This is a genomic window from uncultured Flavobacterium sp. (assembly GCF_963922255.1).
Lineage (GTDB): Bacteria > Bacteroidota > Bacteroidia > Flavobacteriales > Flavobacteriaceae > Flavobacterium.
Window position 1 is genome coordinate 1 of record NZ_CAWUIC010000008.1, and the last position, 22,249, is coordinate 22,249.

The 22,249-nt window shown below is 29.6% G+C and carries 22 protein-coding genes; 4 read left to right on the forward strand and 18 right to left on the reverse strand.

Annotated elements, in window-relative coordinates:
- Positions 1 to 1,248, reverse strand: a 1,248-nt coding sequence (locus AABJ49_RS07770) for a choice-of-anchor L domain-containing protein (RefSeq protein ID WP_338377651.1), incomplete at its 3' end; no start/stop codon positions are given.
- Positions 1,249 to 1,347: 99 nt separating this feature from the next.
- On the opposite strand from AABJ49_RS07770, the gene AABJ49_RS07775 reads away from it, so the two are divergent.
- Positions 1,348 to 2,247 (forward strand): NifU family protein, encoded by a 900-nt coding sequence (locus AABJ49_RS07775; RefSeq protein WP_338377653.1) that lies wholly within the window; start codon positions 1,348 to 1,350, stop codon positions 2,245 to 2,247.
- A 61-nt stretch (positions 2,248 to 2,308) separates the two neighbouring features.
- Here AABJ49_RS07775 and AABJ49_RS07780 read toward each other — a convergent pair whose 3' ends face one another.
- Positions 2,309 to 4,564 (reverse strand): inorganic phosphate transporter, encoded by a 2,256-nt coding sequence (locus AABJ49_RS07780; RefSeq protein WP_338377655.1) that lies wholly within the window; start codon positions 4,562 to 4,564, stop codon positions 2,309 to 2,311.
- Positions 4,565 to 4,649: 85 nt separating this feature from the next.
- Positions 4,650 to 5,858 (reverse strand): porin, encoded by a 1,209-nt coding sequence (locus AABJ49_RS07785; protein WP_338377656.1) that lies wholly within the window; start codon positions 5,856 to 5,858, stop codon positions 4,650 to 4,652.
- A 301-nt stretch (positions 5,859 to 6,159) separates the two neighbouring features.
- On the opposite strand from AABJ49_RS07785, the gene AABJ49_RS07790 reads away from it, so the two are divergent.
- On the forward strand, positions 6,160 to 6,360 hold the full coding sequence (locus AABJ49_RS07790) for a dodecin family protein (RefSeq protein WP_338377658.1): 201 nt from the start codon (positions 6,160 to 6,162) through the stop codon (positions 6,358 to 6,360).
- A 153-nt stretch (positions 6,361 to 6,513) separates the two neighbouring features.
- Entirely contained in the window at positions 6,514 to 7,338 is an 825-nt protein-coding gene (locus AABJ49_RS07795; RefSeq protein WP_338377660.1) for a mechanosensitive ion channel domain-containing protein, read from the forward strand.
- 1 nt (position 7,339) lies between these two features.
- On the opposite strand, the gene tsaB is transcribed toward AABJ49_RS07795, so the two are convergent.
- The 3 genes from tsaB to AABJ49_RS07810 form a co-directional block, all read right to left on the reverse strand.
- The gene (gene tsaB / locus AABJ49_RS07800) at positions 7,340 to 7,999 is read right to left on the reverse strand and encodes a tRNA (adenosine(37)-N6)-threonylcarbamoyltransferase complex dimerization subunit type 1 TsaB (RefSeq protein WP_338377662.1); all 660 of its coding nucleotides are present in this window, start codon (positions 7,997 to 7,999) and stop codon (positions 7,340 to 7,342) included.
- Positions 8,000 to 8,113: 114 nt separating this feature from the next.
- Positions 8,114 to 9,412: an efflux RND transporter periplasmic adaptor subunit gene (locus AABJ49_RS07805; RefSeq protein ID WP_338377664.1), complete on the reverse strand. Its 1,299-nt coding sequence runs from the start codon at positions 9,410 to 9,412 to the stop codon at positions 8,114 to 8,116.
- Between the two features lie 3 nt (positions 9,413 to 9,415).
- On the reverse strand, positions 9,416 to 10,738 hold the full coding sequence (locus tag AABJ49_RS07810; protein WP_338377666.1) for a TolC family protein: 1,323 nt from the start codon (positions 10,736 to 10,738) through the stop codon (positions 9,416 to 9,418).
- 104 nt (positions 10,739 to 10,842) lie between these two features.
- On the opposite strand from AABJ49_RS07810, the gene AABJ49_RS07815 reads away from it, so the two are divergent.
- Positions 10,843 to 12,234: a DUF4403 family protein gene (locus AABJ49_RS07815; protein ID WP_338377668.1), complete on the forward strand. Its 1,392-nt coding sequence runs from the start codon at positions 10,843 to 10,845 to the stop codon at positions 12,232 to 12,234.
- 5 nt (positions 12,235 to 12,239) lie between these two features.
- Here AABJ49_RS07815 and AABJ49_RS07820 read toward each other — a convergent pair whose 3' ends face one another.
- From AABJ49_RS07820 to AABJ49_RS07875, 12 genes are all read right to left on the reverse strand, one after another.
- Positions 12,240 to 12,386 carry a hypothetical protein gene (locus tag AABJ49_RS07820; RefSeq protein WP_338377670.1) on the reverse strand — a complete coding sequence of 49 codons (147 nt, stop codon included), beginning with the start codon at positions 12,384 to 12,386 and terminating at the stop codon, positions 12,240 to 12,242.
- A gap of 100 nt (positions 12,387 to 12,486) precedes the next feature.
- Positions 12,487 to 13,020, reverse strand: a complete 534-nt coding sequence (locus AABJ49_RS07825; RefSeq protein WP_338377672.1) for a DUF420 domain-containing protein — start codon at positions 13,018 to 13,020, stop codon at positions 12,487 to 12,489.
- A 25-nt stretch (positions 13,021 to 13,045) separates the two neighbouring features.
- Entirely contained in the window at positions 13,046 to 13,672 is a 627-nt protein-coding gene (locus AABJ49_RS07830) for an SCO family protein (RefSeq protein WP_338377674.1), read from the reverse strand.
- Positions 13,672 to 14,322: a hypothetical protein gene (locus tag AABJ49_RS07835; protein WP_338377676.1), complete on the reverse strand. Its 651-nt coding sequence runs from the start codon at positions 14,320 to 14,322 to the stop codon at positions 13,672 to 13,674. The genes AABJ49_RS07830 and AABJ49_RS07835 overlap by 1 nt, the downstream gene beginning before the upstream one ends.
- Positions 14,323 to 14,399: 77 nt before the next feature.
- Positions 14,400 to 14,750, reverse strand: a complete 351-nt coding sequence (locus AABJ49_RS07840) for a cytochrome C oxidase subunit IV family protein (protein WP_338377678.1) — start codon at positions 14,748 to 14,750, stop codon at positions 14,400 to 14,402.
- Between the two features lie 22 nt (positions 14,751 to 14,772).
- Positions 14,773 to 15,738 (reverse strand): cytochrome c oxidase subunit 3, encoded by a 966-nt coding sequence (locus AABJ49_RS07845; protein WP_338377680.1) that lies wholly within the window; start codon positions 15,736 to 15,738, stop codon positions 14,773 to 14,775.
- Between the two features lie 46 nt (positions 15,739 to 15,784).
- Positions 15,785 to 16,363 carry a cytochrome c oxidase subunit 3 gene (locus AABJ49_RS07850; RefSeq protein ID WP_338377682.1) on the reverse strand — a complete coding sequence of 193 codons (579 nt, stop codon included), beginning with the start codon at positions 16,361 to 16,363 and terminating at the stop codon, positions 15,785 to 15,787.
- A gap of 10 nt (positions 16,364 to 16,373) precedes the next feature.
- Entirely contained in the window at positions 16,374 to 17,273 is a 900-nt protein-coding gene (gene cyoE / locus AABJ49_RS07855; protein WP_338377684.1) for a heme o synthase, read from the reverse strand.
- A gap of 126 nt (positions 17,274 to 17,399) precedes the next feature.
- The gene (locus tag AABJ49_RS07860; RefSeq protein ID WP_338377686.1) at positions 17,400 to 19,514 is read right to left on the reverse strand and encodes a gliding motility protein RemB; all 2,115 of its coding nucleotides are present in this window, start codon (positions 19,512 to 19,514) and stop codon (positions 17,400 to 17,402) included.
- On the reverse strand, positions 19,504 to 20,247 hold the full coding sequence (deoC, locus tag AABJ49_RS07865) for a deoxyribose-phosphate aldolase (protein WP_338377688.1): 744 nt from the start codon (positions 20,245 to 20,247) through the stop codon (positions 19,504 to 19,506). The genes AABJ49_RS07860 and deoC overlap by 11 nt, the downstream gene beginning before the upstream one ends.
- A 64-nt stretch (positions 20,248 to 20,311) precedes the next feature.
- On the reverse strand, positions 20,312 to 21,091 hold the full coding sequence (locus AABJ49_RS07870) for a TonB family protein (protein WP_338377690.1): 780 nt from the start codon (positions 21,089 to 21,091) through the stop codon (positions 20,312 to 20,314).
- Positions 21,092 to 21,190: 99 nt separating this feature from the next.
- Positions 21,191 to 21,934, reverse strand: a complete 744-nt coding sequence (locus AABJ49_RS07875; protein ID WP_338377692.1) for an energy transducer TonB — start codon at positions 21,932 to 21,934, stop codon at positions 21,191 to 21,193.
- Positions 21,935 to 22,249: the final 315 nt, after the last annotated feature.

A 22,249-nucleotide genomic window follows, 5' to 3' on the forward strand; every position in this document is an offset into this window, starting at 1 on the left:
TGTTGCAAAAAACTCTAAGTCATATTGGAAAGGATCTAAACCATTTAAAATAGTTACTGTATTTTGACTTAAATCAAAAGTATTATCGCAACTATATAGATCATTTGGCATATCATTGATTACAAAATCAGGATAGTATTCAACCACAACACAGTCTTGCTGAACACATCCTGGGCCACTAGAATTGTTTGCTGTAACACAATATTCTCCCGGACTACTGATTGCAAGAGTTGGACCTGTTTCTGAAGTAAGCACTACAGGACCACTACCATCATTAAAAGTCCATTCAAAAGTATAATTAGCTGTACTTAATCCTGTATCTAGAACTCTAACTTCACCAGGACACGGTGCAAGACCGTTTGCAATAGTCATATTAGCATCATAAACTCCTACACCAGCAGGATATGTAAGGTTAGCTGTTCCAACATTAAAACTACCTGCCTCAATAAATACTGCTGAATCAAATGATGAATCAGGACCAAAAGGCCCGTAATCTCCAATTGCAAGTTTTATACTATAAGGATTGTTTGGAATTACATTAGCCATAGCTGTCATAGGAACAGTATAACCAATCATATTCATAGCCGTTGAAACTACTGGAATATTTGGATTATAAGTATCAAAAAAGGTAGGGTTTACAGAAGCACAACTTGGATTATAAGCAGTATCTCTAATATTAGTAACAGAAACCGGAGTAGTTGTTCCAGGTATTACAGCAAGATTTGTTGAAATTCCCGTTGTTAAATCTGTAAGTATAAATGCAAATACATCAGAATAATTACATTGATATGTTCCGTACTCATTGGAAGCAAAAATGAAATTAAAACTAAAGCTGTCAGTTAAAGGAGTGAAGTCAAATTTAACAAAAGTAACATCAGTAATTGTTCCAGTATTACCATTTGCTTGACTTATGGCTAATAAATCAGCATCTCCAACATCTGAACAAACAGAAGTTAAATTAGTACCTGTATATTGACCCGCAGAATTATTAACAATACCATTTCTCAATATCATACCTCCTGCGAAATCAAAATTTGAACCTGTGTAACCAAAACTTCCAACACCACAAAGACCTTGTGTCTGAAAATTCGACACTTGTGCACAAGAAGAATTAATTAATATATTTTCAACTATATATTGAACGGAACCGAAACCAGTTCCTGGACTTGCTTGCGAAACTGTTATTCCTTGTGAAAAACCAAAGCAAGTTGAAAACAACAGTAACATTATTGTAGTTTTTTTCATCATAAAAGGGACTTATTCTCGAAAAAATATTTGTTTTAAAAACCAAATATAAACAAAGAATGCAAATAAGTTTACTAAATTTGCAAAAAATATAACTAAACAATGCAAAAAATCACTATAAAAACCACATCTAATAAAGATATTATAAAGTTTGAATTAGAGGATTTTATCACACAAAATCAGAATTTTGAATATAAAAATATTGATGAAACTAGCACGTCACCTTTAGCTAAACAACTGTTCTATCTTCCATTTGTAAAAACGATATATATATCTGGAAATTTTATCGCTATTGAAAAATATTCAATTGTGGAATGGGAAGATGTTCAAGATGAAGTAGCCGAACAAATTCAAAATTTCATTATAAATGGTGGTGAAATTGTTATCGCTAATGAAAGCAACAACAAGAAAATTCCTGTTAGTATCTATTCAGAAACGACACCTAATCCAAATGTGATGAAATTTGTGAGTAATACTCTACTAACTAAAACAGCTTTAGAGTGTAAGAATATTGATGAAACAAAAGCTTCACCTTTAGCTAAAGAATTATTTCGTTTTCCGTTTGTAAAAGAAATTTTCTTTGATGAAAATTATATTTCGATTACTAAATATGAGATTAAAGAATGGGAAGAAATCACTTTAGAACTTCGCACCTTTATTAAAGAATATATAGAAACTGGAAACACAATCATTGATGAAAGCTTAATTACAAAAACGGAATCCCATCAAAAACAACAAGAAGATTATTTTGACAAACTTGATGTTACCTCTCAACAAATTATCAATATTCTTGAAGAATATGTAAAACCTGCCGTTCAAAGTGATGGTGGAAATATTATGTTTGATTCTTATGATGAAAAAGAAAAACGCGTAAAAGTAATTTTACAAGGAGCTTGTAGTGGCTGTCCTTCTTCTACTTTTACTTTGAAAAATGGTATAGAAAACATGTTAAAAGACATGCTGAAAGATGAAGCTATAATTGTGGAAGCTATAAATGCTTAATTGAATATAGTTTTAACAACAAATAAAAAGAGCCAATTTTCATTGGCTCTTTTTATTTGTTTTATTTCTTTTTATTAGCATACTCGTTGAACTCTTTAAATAATTCTAAAAGATTCATTGTTGCTTTTATCAAATCATTAGTTTCTAATAATAATCCGAAATACAATTTACTGTTTTTTGGACTATTTTCAGTTGTTCTAATTCTTTCAATTTGTTTTTGAATTAAATCTGAAATCCTATCTAAAACATCTTCTTTTTTAGCCAATACTTTATCAATATTATCAAAGTCTTTACTATCAAATATGCTTTCAATATCTTTAAATAATTCTAAAATATGTAATTCAACACTTTTTAAATCTCTAGTTTGATTAAATTTTAATTGTTTATGATTATTATCAATATGCGAATGACTATTTTGTGCAATGTAACTTAAAGATTGTGTCATATCCTGTAAGTGTCCTAATATTAAAATGTAGAATTTACTTGCTTCAACAGAAGTTTCATCTAAATTTTTAATAAAATAATACACGTTGCTTTTTAGTTCATCAACTTGTTTTTCAAGTTTTTTAACTGATTTTTTACTATCCTTTAAAGTAGGCAAATCTTGTAAACTCAAACCACTCACAACACCACTGTAAACTCCATTAGATTTTTTTACAATGTTTGCAATTTGATCTGAACTTTCATTTATTACTTCGTGAATAGTTACGATATCTTCACGTTTTAAACTTCTTACTAATTCTTCTTCTTTAACTTTCTTTTTATGAAGTTGGTTACTTCTATAGAAGAAAATTGCAACAATAATCATAAATGCAAAGAATGCAAAAGCTTCTCCAATGTATAATAAATAAGCGATTACTCCAGATGCAAGAAATGCTGCAATTGCGGTAAAAAACCAACCACCTATTACATTTAAAACACCTGCAATTCTATAAACTGCACTTTCTCTATCCCAAGCTCTATCAGCAAAAGAGGTTCCCATTGCAACCATGAAAGTTACATAGGTTGTTGAAAGTGGCAATTTCATTGATGTTCCAATAGAAATTAAAACGGCTGCAACAATTAAGTTTACAGAAGCTCTAACCATATCAAACATAGGTTGTTCACTTCTTTTTCCTTTGTATTCTGGTAAAATGAATTGTTGGTCAATTTTAAATTGAACAGATTTTGGTAAAATAAAATTGATTGCATTACCAACATACATTGCACCTCTAACAATTCCTCTTGACATTGTATTTGCATTGTATTTTTCTGAACCTTCACCTTGACGAGATAAATTTTGCTCTGTTTCCAAAACATTTTTAGCTTTTTTAGAAGTCCAAAGTGTGAAAACCATTATTGAACCTGCTAAAGCAAGAAAAATAAAAGGTGCTGGAAGATTTTCTCCTTCTAAACCAACCATCATAAATTCTTTTGCTCCTAAAGTTTGACCAGCAACAGAATACATTTCATAAGATTGAAAAGCGGCAATTGGTACTCCAATAAAATTTACTAAATCATTTCCTGCAAAGGCAAGAGCTAAACCAAACGTTCCAGCAATAATAATAAGTTTAAAGATATTATATTTTAAAACACTCATCACTACTTGAGAGACAATTGTCCAAAAAACAAAACAATATCCAATAATCAATAATTGATTACCTTTTATAAAGTCTTTTGTTTCACTTGTAATGAAAGTTACAGATTTCAAACCTTTAATTAAGATAAAAAATGAAATTGCCGTTAGTGCTATTCCTCCAAAAATTGCTCCAAAATACTTGTATCTTTTGTCAATATGAAAAGTAAATAAAAGCCTAGAAATATACTGCACAATTGAACCTAAAGCAAAAGACAACAAAACAGATAAAAGAATACTATAAACAATTTCAGAAGCTTTTTTAGTATTTATATAAGCACCTAATGTATCAAAATCACCATCAGAAAAATAAATTTTTGATATAGCTATAAAAACTGATGCACCTAACAATGAAAATATTATTGATACAGTGGTTGATGTTGGCAAACCTAGTGTATTAAAAACATCGAGTAATAATACATCTGTAATCATTACTGCGAGGAAAATCATAATTACATCATTAAAACTAAACATACTTGGTGTAAAAATTCCACTTCGGGCAATTTCCATCATTCCATTTGAGTATAAAGCTCCAATTGCAACTCCAATACTAGCAACAATCATTATCGTTTTAAATGATACTGCTTTTGATCCTATGGCAGAATTTAAAAAATTTACTGCGTCATTACTTACTCCAACCATCAAGTCAATAGTAGCTAAAAGGGCTAAAGCAATAAGCATTATAACGTAAACTTGTTCCATCTTTATTTAATTATTTGTTTTTTAAATTTTTGCAAAATTCTATTTAATTATCGACTAATATGTTAACTTAATGTTATCAAATATACTAAAAATGTAAGTCCATTTGTAATCTCCACATAATTTCGTCATTAGCATTTTCAATACCTAAATAACTTATATCAGATTGTATTTTTAGTTTATGACCAACAATGTATTTTGAAACACCCAAAGTAAATTGTTTCTGTAAATCTTCTCCTGTTATAACTTTATCAAATTTAACTTGTGTAAATCGAGTAGCAATTTCATAATTATTCTTGAACAAATAACCCGTTTGCAAATTATATGATTGTCCAACTTGAACAACATCTCCAGTTAGACTACCATCCATGTTTTTTGCAAATGGGTCTGAAGCCGTTCTATCTGCAAATTCTCCCATAAATGAAAACCCTCTATATTTAAACATTGCATCAACAAAAAAAGTTTTAACATCGGTTTCATGAAATCCAAAATCAGTAAACATCCAATCACCTTGATTACTTTTTGTTTTAACGGCTTTATTGTTATAATCATAAGTTGTAGCAACAGATAATTTTGGTGTAGCTTCCCTCTTTAAATCACCACCAGAATAATCTCCATCTTTTGTAAACTCTCCAAAAGGAAGAAACTCTAGTCTTGTAGTATATTGATGGCCTCCTAAATTTCCTGTAGTAACATTTCGTCCTTCACCTTGAGAAATAGCAATTTTTTGTCTAATTAAAAACTCTTTACCAATTGTAAAGTGATTTCTTAACTGAATCCCCATATCTCTATCAATATTGAATTCTTTATTCAACAAGGAACGATCAACCAACTGCATGTTTCCAGAAGAAATAACACGCTCGACATTTCCAGGTAATTTAGTTTGTCCAGCCCATAACTCAAGGTTTTTGTAGAAGTTCCACATAACCACAGCGTCATAGACATATCTTGGTGTATTTCCTGTAAATTCAGAACCTCCAGAGATATCATTGTTTGATAATCCTATTTCTAATTTATAAGATAATTTTGGAGAGTAAGCAAATCCATCAAACTTTAGCCTTGATCGTCTAAGCAAAAAATCTTGTGAAGGATTGGTAAGTTCATCATCAACAACAGTCCACGCAGCCGTAGAAAGTATTTGCATTCGAGCAGAGAAATTCATACTCCAAGTACTGTCTTTTCCAACAATATTTAGTATTCCTTTCCCAAAGTTTGTTGTTTTAATATTCTCTTCTTGGGAATATACAAATGAGGTTAATAACAAACCGAAGCTTGTAATTAGAAGTAATTTTCTCATGATGTGTTGTAAGTTTTTGTCGCTGCAAAGAACTTACTCCAATGTTAACCGAATGTTATCTAAAGATAATTATAACGTTAAAAAAAAGCTGCCTGGCCAAGGCAGCTATATCAAGAAATAAGTTGACAAAAACTTTACATTTCATGAGTTGTCTTAAGACCATTGCAAATATCTATATTGATTATTATGTAAATGTAAAGGCGAAGTTATGAATAGATTAAAAAACATAATAAGAAATTAACTTGATATTAATTCGGATTTTTCGTAAATTTAGCCTTTACTAATTTAAATTAAAAACAAAATGGCAGTATTAAAAGTTATAGAGGTTTTATCTAGTTCAGAAAAAAGTTGGGAAGATGCAACCAAAAAAGCAGTAGCACATGCAGGAAAATCTTTAAAAAACATTAGATCAGTATATGTTAAAGACCAAAGTGCCGCAATAAAGAACAATGAAGTTACTGAGTTTAGAGTAAATTTAAAAATCACATTTGAAGTTGAATAAAAATTGACTTAAAATACAAAAAAATGCCTTTATAAATTTAAAGGCATTTTTTTTATCTAAATGTTAAACTATTATTAATCCCAAGACATTCTTGATAGCTATTTTTGGGTTTTTTATCCTAAAGTTTATCTTTGTTAAAAATTAAAAATAATTATGACTGAAAAAGAAATTGCAACCTATTTTGAATACATTAAAAATTATATTTTAGAATATTCCCCAAAATTAATCTCGGCTATAATCATTTTATTTGTTGGTCTTTGGGCAACAAGTATTATTACAAAGCTTATTAAAAGATTAATGCGAAAACGAGACATTGAAGCTACACTAATATTGTTTATTGGAAACCTTGTTTTTTGGGCTTTGCGTATTTTAGTATTAGTTACCGTAATTACCCAATTAGGAATAGGAACTAGTTCTTTTGTAGCAATTCTTGGTGCTGCTGGTTTGGCAGTTGGTTTAGCATTACAAGGTTCACTTTCCAATTTTGCAGGTGGTGTTTTAATTATTTTACTTAAACCTTTTAGAGTTGGAGATGTAATTGAAGCACAAGGTTTAGTAGGTACAGTAAAAGAAATTAAAATGTTTTCTACATACATTACACTTCCTGAAAACAAATTAGCCATTATTCCAAATGCAGCTTTATCTAATGATAAAATTGTAAACTTTACGGTGAATGGAAACTTACGTGTTGATATAGAAATTGGTGTTGATTATGGTTCAAATTTCAAACAAGTAAAAGAAGTTGTTTTTGATATATTAAACAATCATCCTTTAATATTAAAAGAACCAGCTCCTAGTGTTTTTGTTAAAACTTTAAACAATAGTTCTGTTGATTTTGCGATAAGACCTTGGTCCAAAGCTGAAGATTACTGGACCGTGAGAGCCGAAGTAATTGAGGCTTGTAAATTAGCCTTTGATGAAGCGGGAATTGAAATTCCTTATCCTCATCAAGTGGAAATAAAGAAAGTTGTGAAATAATTTACTTACTAATCATAAAATCTTTCAAATAAAAAGGTTCAAAATAAGCGACATCTACAAAGTCGCTTTTTTTGAACTTTTCAAATGACAAATAACTCATTTCATTAGCTGATGGATAAACTACATCATCGTGATAAATGAATTTTTCATCGGTCAAAACTTCTTTAAACTTAGCAATTCCATCTCCAACAAGGTGAATTTTTTTACCTATTTCTGAAAATGAATTAGCATCAATGATTACTGCTTCAACATTTCTTGTTTTTGTATAATCTATCTCGAAAATAGCTGAATATACTTCCATTCGTCTTGCATCTATCATTGGAATAATTAAACCTTCTGCAATAGTTATTTTTCTAGCTAATACCTCAAGAGTATCAATGGCAATCATTGGAATACCCAAGGCATAACAAAAACCTTTTGCCGACGAAACTCCAATTCGTAATCCTGTGTAAGAACCTGGTCCTTGACCAACCGCAACACCATTTAGATCTTTATAATTTAAATTGTTCTCTTTTAGCAATTCATCCACAAAAACATGAAGTTTTTCTGCATGAGAAAAGTTTTGTTCTGCAATTTCTTTACAAGCAATGGTCTTCCCATCTATAGCCAGTGAAACGGAACAGTTTTTAGTAGCTGTTTCAATATTTAAAAGTAATGCCATAATATTTATTTATATGCAAAAATACAATCTTTTAGATTCAATAAAAGTAATTTATACCAACAAAAAAAGACACTTCAATTAAGAAATGCCTTTTGAAAAGTTATCAAACTCTATTTATTTTTTATCTTTTTTGTCATTTTCATTTTCCAATCTAACTTTATCATTAGACATTAAGTCTTTTGAAACTGTTGTATATGGTCCAACAATAATTTCTTCACCAGCTTTTAATCCTGAAATAATTTCGATATTAGTATCATCTTGAATTCCAGTTTTAATAACTCTAAGTTTAGCTTTATCTCCAACTTTCACAAAAACACATTCAAATTTTTGATCTGATTTTGGAGCTGTTCCTTTTTTCTCTTGCTCTTCTTTTTCTAATTCAGCTACAATGTCTTTTTTAACAGAAGTAGTATCGTCTTTGATAACAACAGCACTAATTGGTACAGCAATTACATCCTTGTTTGTTTTTGTAATAATATCAACTGTAGCAGTCATTCCTGGTCTAAAAGGAGAATAATTATCTGGTTTGTCTTTTAATAAATCTTGGTAAGACTCTTTTTCAATTCTCACTTTTACTTTAAAGTTTGTTACTTGATCAGCTGTTAAAGCAGAACTTGCAGAATTTGAAATACTTGTAACAGTTCCTTTAAACTTTCTTTTCAAATAAGCATCTACTTCAATATCGGCTTTATCACCAATACTTACTTTAACGATATCATTCTCATTCACATCTACTTCAACTTCCATATTGTTTAGATTTGCAATACGAAGTATTTCAGTACCAGTCATTTGTTGTGTCCCTAAAACTCGTTCTCCTAATTCAATAGAAAGCAATGAAATTGTTCCGTCAGCTGGAGCATAAATGGTAGTTCTTCCTAAGTTGTCTCTTGCTTCAGTTAATGTGGCACTTGCACTTTGTACATTGTAATAAGCGGATTGTTTTGCTGCTACTGCTACTTCATAAGCAGAAACTATTCTGTCCCATTCTGATTTTGAAATTACTCCTTTATCAAACAAAGTTTTATTTCTATCATAATTTGCTTTTGCTTCTTTAACTTGAGCTTCAGCTTGTGTTAAACCCGCTCTAGAGTTAGATACCGTTGCAGCTGTTCTATTTACGCCAGAAACATAAATATCTGGATTTATTTTCACCAATAAATCTCCTTTTTTAACTTGTTGACCTTCTTTTACAGGTAACTCAATAACTTCACCTGACACTTCAGATGAAATTTTAACTTCAACTTCTGGTTGAATTTTTCCTGTTGCAGAAACAGTTTCAACAATTGTCATTTTATTTGCTTTGGCAACTTCTACAATTTTAGTATCATCGTTTCCTCCTTTTCCAAAGATCATTATTCCAGCAACAACTGCTACAATTATTCCTAATACTATAAAAATGGTTTTTTTTGACATGATTTATTGTTTTTTTATTAATGGTATTCCAAAATAGAACTCTAAAATTTTAGTTCTAAAAATGTAATCGTATTTAGTTCTTAGTACTTCTGATTGTGCATTGTCTAAAGCAATTGATGATTGAGAAAAATCAAAGGTATTTAACAAACCTACTTCATATCTTTCTTTAGAAAAACCAAAAGCTTGTTTGCGAGCCTCCAATGTTTTTTGAGCAGCTTCATAGCTTTTTTTTGCGTTAATTACATCATTGTAAGCTTGATAAACATTACTTTCTAAATCTAATTCTGCTTGTTTCAATTGATATTCTGTACGTTCTTGATTTATTTTTGCTCTTTGCACTCTACCTCTTGTTGCAAAACCATTTAAAATTGGAACATTTAATTGTAACCCAATAGCTGTACCATCAAATAATGACAATTGATCTGCAAAATTAAAAGGTGTACTTTCTGACCAACGTGTGTTGTACCCTACAAAACCAGATAAAGTTGGCAAATAAGAAGAACGAGAAATTGACAAATCTTTTTTAGCAATATCAACATTTGAAAGTGCAACTTTAATATCATTAACAGATTCTTTTGCTTTTACTAAAATAGTTTGTGGTGTTTCATTACTCAAATCTGTTAAAGGAATATCTATAACATCATCAGAAATATCAAACGTTGCATAATCTTCAATCAACAACATTTGACAAAGAGCAATTTTAGAAATTAAAAGTGTGTTTTCGGTACTAATAATTTGCTGTTGTTGGGTTGCATCTGTTGCTTGAAGTTCAAAAATATCTCCAGCTGGCAAAGAACCAGCATCAATTAATTGTTGGGTTCTTTTTAAATTATCTTTAGTAATTGAATTTTGACTAATTAAAACTTTCAGTTGTTCTTTATTGAACAAAATTTGTAAGTAAGAATTAGCTACTGAAAGAGCAATATCATCTTTCATTTTGTCCAAACGGTACGTATTTGCAATTTGATTCAGTTTTGAACGCTGCATGGTTTTCCAATTTGCTAAACCATTAAACAATGTAATATTTGAATTTGCAGATGCAGAAAAAGATTTAAACGTTTGATTTTGAAATTGATTTGTTACTGGGTTAATACTTGCTCCAGTATTCATACTATAATTTGCATTTGCATTTAAAGTTGGTAAAAAACCACCAATAGCTTCCATTTTTTCAACATCTGAAGTTTTTAAATCCAACTCTGATTGTTTGATGGAAATATTGTTTTTTATAGCATAATCCACACATTCTTCAAGTGTCCATTTTTTTTCTTGAGCTGAAACTTGAATTCCAACCAACAAGAGAAAAAGTATAATTTTTTTTGTTATCATTTTGTATTAATTACATTCTGAATTCTCCTATAAGACCAAATTTTTCATAAAATGTTACACGAAACAATTAAAATTTTAATTTTACATCAAAATATTACATTCACATGAAATACTTCGTTGGTTTATTAGCTATACTTTTCATTGTTTCCTTTTTAGCATCTTGTGCTACCACAAAAAAAATTGAAGCATTAAAACCTTTGCCTTCTGATGATACTCCAATGGTTTATAAAAACAAAACCTCTTTTATTGCTTTGCCTGTTGAAATATCCGTGAATGAAATCGAAAATCAATTGAATAAAAATTTATCCGGTTTGATTTATGAAGACAATAATTTAGAAGATGATAAAACCGAAATGAAGATTTGGAAAACAGGAAAAATAAAATTAACCGAAAAAAATGGTATTATTACTTCTGAAATTCCATTAAAAATATGGTCAAAATTCAAATATGGAACTGAGTATTTAGGCCTGAATGATACACGTCAAATTAACTTAGATGGAACTATAATCTTAGAGAGCAAAGCCCATTTAGTAAACTGGAAATTAACAACAAATTCCAAAATAAAAGATTTCAACTGGAATGAAAGTCCAAGTATTTTAGTAGCTGGAAAAAAAATTCCGATTACTTATATCATTAATCCAACCTTGTCTATTTTTAAATCTAAGGTTTCAAAAATGATTGATGATGCCATTGATAAATCGTGCGATTTTAAACCGCAAGTTTTAGAAACTTTAGGTGTAATAAGCAAACCTTTTTTAAGCAGTGATGCTTATGAAACTTGGTTTAAGTTAATTCCGATAGAGCTTTATGTAACTGATGCTTTCTTAAAAAACGGAAAAATTACTATGGACATGGGTTTAAAATGTGATATGCAAACTATGGTTGGAATGGAGCCTAAATATACTTATGATGCTACTAAAATTGCTTTAAAACCTGTTTCAAAAATGCCAGAAAAAGTTACTGTTTCAGTAGCAGCTGTTTCAACGTATCAAAGCGCTTCAAAAATAATTACCAAAAACTTCAAAGGACAAGAATTTGCTTCTGGAAGTAGAAAAGTTACCGTACAAAATGTAGAGATTTGGCAAAAAGACAAAAAAATAATTATTGCTTTAAGTTTAACTGGAAGTTTAACTGGAACTATTTATTTGTCAGGTTATCCTAACTTCAATGCACTTTCTAAAGAAATTTATTTTGATGAATTAAATTATGTTTTAGATACTAAAAGTGTTCTGTTAAAATCGGCTAATTGGTTATTGCAAGGCACAATTCTAAATAAAATAAAAGAAAGTTGTCGTTATTCTATTCAAGAAAATTTAGATGAAGGCAAGAAAAATATGGAACCGTATTTGAATAATTATTCTCCGATGAAAGGTGTTTTTGTAAATGGCTCTTTGGATGATTTTAATTTTGAAAAAGTAGAATTAACCAATAAAGCCATAATTGCATTCATCACAACTTCTGGAAAAATGAATATTAAGATTGATGGGTTGGAATAAATTATTTATTTCTTCGAATACTTCAATTTATAAACGGCAAATCCAACTAAAGCTACTAAGATATAAGGAATCACCATTAAAAAAACTATTCCGTCATTGACTGCTTCTGCTTGAACAGTGTTTTCGTTACTTTCTAAAGCTGCTCTACACATGGCACATTGGGAGTAAGAAAATAGAGGATAGAACATAGAACATAGAAAAAAAATCCACTTTAGGTGAAATCTATTTTCTTTATTCTTTGTTCTTTGTTGTTTAATTTGCATAATAAGGAGAAATCATTAAATAAACCACAACTCCAGTAACAGCAACGTATAACCAGATTGGAAACGTGATTTTAGCAATTTTTTTATGTCGATCAAAGCGTTGTGCTAAAGCGCGCACATATGTTATCAAGACCAAAGGAATAATTACAACGGACAAAACAATATGAGAAATTAAGATTGGATAATATATAAATCCTAAATCACCTCCATATTTTGTTGAATCTGATGTCATGTGATAAGCTACATACATTACCAAAAACAAAACTGAGCAAAAAATTGCCAACTTCATTAAACGTTCGTGTAAAACTCTTCTGCCATTTTTTACAGCAACAACTGCTGCAACTAATAAAATTGCTGTAAAACCGTTTATGGCAGCATAAATTGGAGGTAAAAAAGAAAGAGGCTCTACATCAAAACCCATTTTACGCAAATTAACTCCAAACAATATTGCAACTGCTAAAGGTATTACAACAGACAAAGCAATAATTAGCTTATTATATCTAGTCTCATGGTTATTTTCCATTTATCTTATTTTCAATTTTTTTTATTTATTCTTCCAACAACTTTTTAATATCTTCTTTTATAGCTTTTACACCAGCTGATTCTAATCCATCGTAGAAATAGATTGGATTGTTAAAATCGTCTTTTCTACTTCTTATATTACCTTCTTTGTCAATTAAAGCAAACATACCTGAATGATAAAGTCCTCCGGGTTGATTTTTGTCTTCACCAGCATTTAATTTGAATCTTTTTTCGGCTAAATTAAACACATATTCTTTGTCTCCTCTTAATAAATGCCAATTATAATGTTTAACTCCTAAATCTTGAGCGTGTTGTTTTAAAACTTCAACTGTGTCATTATCTGGGTCTATTGTTATAGATGCAATTCCGAAATCAGGTTTACCGTAAAATTCATCTTGAATTTCCAACATGTTTTGGTTCATCTTTGGACAAATAGTTGGACAAGTAGTAAAGAAAAACTCAACCACATACACTTTTCCTAAATAATCTTTATCAGTAATGGTTTTATTGTCTTGATTCGTTAAAGAAAATTCAGGAACTGGACCAATTTCAACTAAATCAGATTTTTGGAATTTGGCTACAATTTTAGGTACTGCCCAAATTCCAAATATTAAGATAATGAACGAAATTCCGATGTATGATTTATTCTTCATTAGATTTTTCTTTTATTATTACGTTTCAGAGCCAATCGATATTCTGCTAAAATAACTTTAACATCATCACTCATATTATTATGCAAATCAGCTGCTGAGATCGTGTTATAGCCTTCTTTATATTCTTCTTCACCTTTTAAATTTTTACCTTTTCTACCTCTTAGATTTAAATCTTTATCAATGATATAAACACTTGTAGTACCAATTGCTGGATTTAATGCTTCAGTAAGTTTTAAACTTTTATGAAATTGGGAAATAGAATCGTGAGAAGAAAAAACAAAATTCCAACCTGATAAATCTGAAATTGTACCTAGCTCTGTAATTATGGATTGAATGTCTTTTTCAGTTCCGGTTGGAGCAACCATAACAATTTGAAAATCTTTAAATTCCTTGTTTTTGTTATATATTTTTTGATTTAAATTAAATAAATTCCCTTTTTCGGTAAGCACATCATCTCCTAAAAAACCTAGAATTGTAATTTTTTCTTTAAGTTGAACTTCATGATTAGATAGTGAATTCCAATTGGGAAGCTCATTGATATTTTTGGTTATTGTTGGTAGGTTTACAAATTTATTTACACCTGTAGCAAAAAACATATACACGACTAAAGGCAATATAAAGAGTATGACTAAAATTATTTTCTTTCCCATTTGACATGCTATTTTTGAAGAGTACAAAGATAAAAAAATCCCGATGTTTATCGGGATTTAATTTATAAATTAAAATGTTAAAAATTCCATTTTATTGTTCCACTTTTAAAGACCTCGTAGACATAATCTCCTTCCACCAATAGGATAAAACATAAGTATAAAACTAAAAATACTAATGGTGCAACAATTGAATTTCGTAAACTTCTTTTTTCACCTTCTAAGTGCATAAATGCCCAAACGATGTAATATGCTTTTACAATTGTAAGAATGATAAACAACCAATTTAATAAATTCATTCTCAAAAAGTCAGTTCTAAAAAGAAAATCTGGTTTAAAAATACCAAAAGCCACTTCTATGATTGTTATTACAGAAAGTAGTCCAAATACAAACCAAATTCTTTTTGTGTTAGATTCGTGTGCGTGTGCCATAATTACTATGCTTTATTTTTTATTATACTAAATAGAAGAATGTGAATACAAATACCCAAACTAAATCTACAAAGTGCCAATACAATCCTACTTTTTCCACCATTTCATAACTTCCTCTTCTTTCATACGTTCCTAATAAAACATTAAAGAAAATAATGATATTGATTAATACCCCAGTGAAAACGTGAAAACCGTGAAATCCAGTAATGAAGAAAAAGAAATTTGCGAATAATTTTTGACCATATTCATTTCTTATTAGATTGGCTCCTTCTACAACATATTGAGCAGAAGCTAATCTCTTCACAGACTCTTCTCTTGAAAGCACTACTTTACGCTTATCTACAATTTGTTCTGTTCTAACTAAAATATCAGGATGATTTTTAAAACCCTCTATAACTTCATTAACTGAATAAGTTGGTAAAGAACCTTCTGACATAAACCAAGTTCCTTTACTTCTTTCTAACAATTCTCTTTCTTCAGGTAAACTTGCTGCAAAATCAGCCAATGCAACTCTATGTCCTTCTTTGTCTACAAATTGTAGAATAGAGCCTCCTTTTGTTTCTACTGCTCCAAACTCACCTTTAATGAAGTTTTTCCATTCCCAAGCTTGTGAACCTAAGAAAATAAAACCACCAACGATTGTTAAAAGCATATAAAAGGCAACTTTACCTTTATTTAACTGATGACCAGCGTCAACTGCCAACACCATTGTTACAGAAGAAAAAATCAAAATAAATGTCATCAATGCCACATAATACATTGGAGCTTCTACTCCATGCATAAATGGAAAGTGTGTGAAAACTTCGTCTGCAATAGGCCAAGTTTCCATAAATTTAAATCTTGAAAAACCGTAAGCTGCAAGGAATCCTGAAAATGTAAGTGCATCTGAAACGATGAAAAACCACATCATCAATTTTCCATAGGTTGCTCCCATTGGTCCTGGTCCTCCGTCTAAAGCGTGTTCATGTGAAGTAACTGTTGCTTCCATAAATTAATTTAATGTTAAAAAAGTGCTCAAATTTATTGTTTTTTTTCTATTTGTAAAAGTAGAAAAATAAAAACAGATAAATCCAAATAAAATCCATAAAGTGCCAATACATTGCACTAAGCTCAATACCAAGGGTTTGAGAGGGATTGTATTTTTGTTTAAAATGATTATAAATTACGATTAATAACGAAATAATACCTCCAATTAAATGGGCGATATGCACAATTACTGCAATATACAAAAATGAGGTGGTGACATTACTCTCACTTCCAGTAAAAAAATACCCATTGGCCACAACTTGAGAAAACCCTTCAAATTGCAATAAAATAAATGCGATACCTAAAGCTAAAGTCGTTAACAATAATATTGTTGTTAGCTTTCTATTATTTGCTTTCATAGCTTTGTTTGCGCTATAAAAAGTCAAACTACTAACTAATATTACAATTGTACTATATATAAATGCACTTGGCAATTGAAAATCTTTTAACCAATCTGGTCTTGATTTACTAACCACATAAGCACTTGATAGTCCTGCGAAAATCATAAAAATACTAATCATGCCAAAAAGCAACAACATTTTATATGTTCTGCCCTTTCTTACTTCTTGTTCTTCTAATGTCATCATAATCTAAATTTTAAAAAAACTTATCAATTACATAAATAATTTGCAACAAAGTTATATAAGAAACACTTACAAGCATAAGCTTTCTTGCAGCAAGCGCATCCATTTTATTGTATAATTTAAAAGCATAAAACAACATCCACAATCCAAGTACAAATATAATAATTGCACTACCAATTGAAATTTGAAATTTACCTGTATATCCTAAAACCGGAATTAAAGAGGCCAATATGGTCCAAATTGTATAAAGTATAACTTGTAATGCTGTTTTCTTATCTCTTTTTCCAGTTGGCAACATAAAGAAACCTGCTTTTTTGTAATCATCAAACAAGAACCAACCTATTGCCCAAAAATGTGGAAATTGCCAAAAAAATTGAATGATAAAAAGAGTTCCAGCTTCGATACCAAAAGTTCCTGTTGCAGCAACCCAACCCAACATATAAGGAATTGCTCCGGGAAATGCTCCTACAAAAACAGACAAAGGTGTTATTGTTTTTAATGGAGTATATAGACTCACATACATAAAAATCGAAATAGCACCAAAAAGAGCTGTTTTTTCATTTACAGAATATAAAATTGCCAATCCTAAAATAGTTAAAACACAACCTAAGATAAAAGCATTTCGTTTTGAAATTAAACCTGCTGGTAATGGTCGATTCTTAGTTCTATCCATTAAAGCATCTAAATCTTTCTCAATTATTTGATTGAATACATTAGAAGCACCAACCATGCAATAACCTCCAACTGACAATAGCAATAAAACCTTAAATGCTTCGATATTCCATTGATCAACTCCTAAAGCATATCCAGCCAAAGTAGAAAACATTACACTAATGGTCAAACGAGCTTTTGTTATTGCCGTAAAAACATTAAATAATGAAGGATTTGAAATTGATGGATCAGGTGAACTCAAAATAAAATTTTTAGCATTTTTAAATCGAGTGCAAAGATAGTAATTAGTTTATTATTAGAAGTACAAAACCAATTGATTTAACAACTGATTTCAACACTAAGTTAATTTATTGAAAATAACAACCTATTAATAATCAAAATACCAATTAAACAAATCAGTTTTTATACCAGCAGAAAACCAAGTTGTTGTTGAAGCTTTAGTGATTAAATCTTCAGTTGTTGGTTTATAATCTCTAAACATTAAATTAGCAAAAACTTTCATATTAGATGATGGATTTACAATATAACCGGCTTGAAAATCAGCAATAATTAATGTTGTTTTATTTCCTTGTCCAACTACAACCCCATTATCAAAAGGACGATTATCATCATAATTTAGATAAATATTACCTCCATAATTATTGATATTAACACCATCATTATAATCTAAACCTTGAATTCCGTAATTAATTTTAGCTTGAGCAAAATATCTTCCTTTGTTGAATCTCGCAATTGCAACTAATTCACTTGCATTAGCTCCCCAATTATGACCCATACTTTGATTGTTGTGACCATAATTTGTAATTACATTGCTGTGTGCATAAACATAAGGCCTAATTCTATTGTATTCTAATTGTAACGTTAGATTGTCAACTCCGAAAGCATTATAATATTTAGCTCCTACTTGATAAGCAAATTTATTTCTCCAACTTTTATCTCTCGCTTTCACATCTCCTATTGAAAACTCATCCAATAAGAATTGAGCATAAAAATTGATACTGTTATTGAATTTGTATTTAGTCGTTAATCCTAACAAAGCATTTCCAGATCTTGATGAAGACGAAAACTCAACAGCCCTATAGAAGATAATTGGATTCACAAAATTAACATCAAAACCTCTATCATTATCATTTCCCCAAACTACACTTTCAAAGAAACCAATATTCATTCTTTTAGAAACATTCCAACTCAAATAATGATTTGCCATGAATTTGGTTGTATAAGTTCTATCAATAGTTACTTCTGGACGAACATCTTTCAACCACATATATGTGTTGGTATATTTAATTTTCCAAAATGTAGTGTTGATTTTAAAAAATGGATAAGGACTTGTTCCATCACCTTGAAGTAATGAACGATAACCATCACCTGTAAAATTACGACTATAACCTAATTGCAAATCTACAAACTTGTTTGGTGTATATTTTATGTTTGCTTCTGCTAATGGAAAATCATAAGCATTTTCTTTGAACTCTTTTGCAATACCAATTCCAGGAATTATGGCTGGATTTCCACCTGAAGGTTTAATACTATTAGCATATTCATTATAATAATCTGCAAATAATCCTTGAGATTCATAAATTTGAGTTGAAAAACTAAGTTGTTCTCCTAATTGTCCGTTGACCGAAACACCTCTTGTATTGACGTAAGTATAATTGTTATCACTTCCAAAATCTTTTCCTACATTAAGATTTAAAATTGGATTTATAGTAAACCAATAACCTTCTCCTTGAATGGCAACAAGGTTTTCATTCCATAATTTTTTTCCCCACCATGATTTCTTATCCTTTTTTATTTTTTCGTATTCCGCATCAAAGTTATAATATCTTGCAACTTCAGCATACGAATAAGGTTTTGAAGCAGTATGATTATTACTTCCTACAAGGTTTAAATTCTGATCAAACAATGCATAATTAGCATGAGTGAAAGGCAAATTATTATTCCCTTTATAAATACTATTTTTATATTCTTGTAGTTTTATGTCATCATATTCTGTAAGCTCAGCAAATTTTTCAGTTTTTTCCTTTTTGACAACTGTTTTTTCTTGAACATTTGTATTTACGAAAGTAGAATCAAGAGGAATTGGAATTGTAATCGTATATTTTGCATATGTTTTTCTTCCTTGATAAGTAGCTGGTTTTACTTTTTCCAACATATCAAAAACGCGCTTTGTTTCATTTTTTAAATCTTCAGAATAAGCTTCTGTATACAAGACTTTAAATTTTCCAACAGTATCTACTTCAAAAAGTGCATAAACGTTTCCATTATAAGCGTTTGCAGATTCAGGAATTTTAAAATTAGACAATATATGCTGTTGTAAATTTTGATAAAAACAATCTTTTTTACTTAAAGCTTGACTGCTTTCACAGTTTTTAAATTCGGGGTAATCTTCATTATTATTTTGCTGTGAAAAGGAAATTTGGACAAACAACAACAGAAAAAATATACTTTTATAATTCATTTTAATTTTTTTAATACTCATTTTTAGCCTCGTTACCTTCAACAATTACTTTAGCAGAAGAAGTTCCAATACGTTTTACACCTAATTTTATCATAGTCATTGCTTCTTCGTAATTTCTTACTCCACCAGCAGCTTTAACTGGCAAAGGAAATGAATTTTCAAGCATTATTTGAATTGCATGAATTGTGGCACCATTTGGCAAATTATTTTGAGTTTGATAAAAGCCAGTTGAAGATTTTACAAAAACATTTTCATATTGACTTTCTTTAAAGTTTGAAACAACAACATTCTTGATTAACGTACATAATCCGATTATTTGAGAATCGTTTAAAGCAGCTACTTCAATAATCCATTTTACAATTTTGTTGTTTTGCAAACCTAAAGCAGTACATTTTAATACTTCATTTTTTATTAAATCTATTTTACCTTCTTTATAAGCTTCATAATTAACCACAAAATCTAAATCATCTGCACCATCATCAATTGCATTTTGCGCTTCATTTAATTTATATTCAAGTGTTTTTTGACCTAATGGAAAATCGATTACAGTTCCAATAGTAACTTTAGAATTGGCATCTGAAATCATTTTTTTTGCCATAAAAACAACTTCTGGACGAATCATAATTAATTTGAATCCAAAATCAATTGCTTCTTGGATGCTATTTTTATTAATTTCGATATTTTCGTTCTTAGAAACAGTAGCTTGTTGAGCTGTTTTTAGATAAGTGGAATCGAGAAATTGTTTGATATTCATAAACCAAATAGTAATTGGCTATAAAAATAAAAAAATCCCTTTTAAAAAAGGGATTTTAGGAATATTATTTACTAATCTTAAATGATATTGGAATAGTATAAGTTACTTTCACATCATTTTCACCTTGTCTTGCAGGAATAATTTTTGGTAATTTTTTAACTGCACTTTCAACGGCTAATCTCATATCATTTGTTGCTCTATTATTTTCTGGAGTTTTTATTGAAGTAAAGTTTCCTTTTTCATCAACTATAAATTGAACAAATACAGTTCCTTCTTTCCCATTATTCAAATCTTTCTTTGGATACTCAAGGTGTTTAAAAATTGCTTTTTGTAACTGTTCGTCAAAACAAGCTTTTTGATTTTCTTTTGAAACATTAATACAACTTGGAAATCTTGGCAAAAACTCAACCACTACAAAAACTTTTTCTTTATCAGCAGCACTTCCAGAATTAGAATCAACTAAATTATCACTTGAGTTATTATCTGAGTCATTTACTGCTGTGTTAGAATCTTGATGGTCTAAATCTTTTATAAGATTATCATCAACTTCAGTTTTAGTTTCAACAAATTGATCAATCACTTTTGGTTGAACAACTGGTTTTACAATTGGTTTTGTTTGAATTACTTTTCTTGGTTCAGATTTAGGTTTTTCTATTACTCCAACATATCTAAAAGGCTCATCATCTGGCAATTCAATTCTAAGTGAAGAAGCGTCTTTAAAACTTTCTGTCTTAAAATTTAATTCTAAAACAAATAATACTGTTACCATTACGGCAATTAATCCTAACTGAAAATAGATAAAACTATTTTTAGATCTGTCTATCATTTTAACATTTGGTTTCATAATAATTTGTTTTAAAAGTTAATTATTTATTAACTTACAAATTATATGCCAAAAAAAAGCCCAATCATATAGATTGAGCTTTTTATTAATTTTAATAAATTAATTATTTTCTAGTCTGAAAACAATTGGCTGAGCATAACTTACACCAACCGGTTTTCCTCTTTGTTTACCTGGAGTAAACTTAGGTAATTTTTTAATAATTCTTTCAGCTTCTGCCTCAAGTAATTCTCCACCTTTTTTATTAAGACCCTTTATTCTTAGGTTTGTTACATTACCTGTTTTATCAATGACAAACAAAACTGTAATTCTTCCTTGAACATTATCTTCTCTAGCTCTTGATGGATAATCAAAATGTTTTTTAATATGTTTGTTCATTTGTTCCATGAAGCATTCTTTTTGTTGGCTTCTTGGTACTTTTTCACAACCTGGAAACAAAGGTACATCCTCTAAAACTGCAAAAGGAACATCTAAATCAACGTCTTCAACTGTTCCAGTAACTTCACCAACTGCAGCTGCTTTAACTACTTTTACCTCTTCTTTCTCATTAACTTCAGTAGTTTCAATTTTTTTATCTTCGATAACCACTTTATCTTCAACAATCTGAATTACTTCTGGTGCTGGTGGTGGTGGTGGTGGTGCTTTTTGCACTTGCATCGTTAAAGGAATAATTTCCTCATCGATAAAATTATCTACAATTTTTGGTTTTTCAACTATAATAACTGGATCTGGAGTTTTTACTTCAATAGCAATGTACGTTAAAACAGTAATTGCTGCCAATCCAATTTGGAAATACAACAAACTATTTCGTTTTGCATCAACGTTAGGATTCTTTTTTGGTTGCATGGTTATTTTATTTTAGAGTACGAATATAAATAATAATTTTAAACTTTTTAAATTTTACTAGAGGAAATCCTTTTTACAATATATTTATTTAACATAACAGCACAAATTATACCTGTTGAATTAGCTAAAACATCATAAAAGTCACCTTTCCTACTTGATGTAAAATTTTCTTGTAATACTTCAATAATTATGCCATAAAACAGACACAAAGCAATAACTATCAAATATTTAGACTTTGCATTTTGCTTAATACTCTTTAACAACAAAGTTGTCAATATGAAATAAAAGAAAAAATGAACTAATTTATCGCTATTA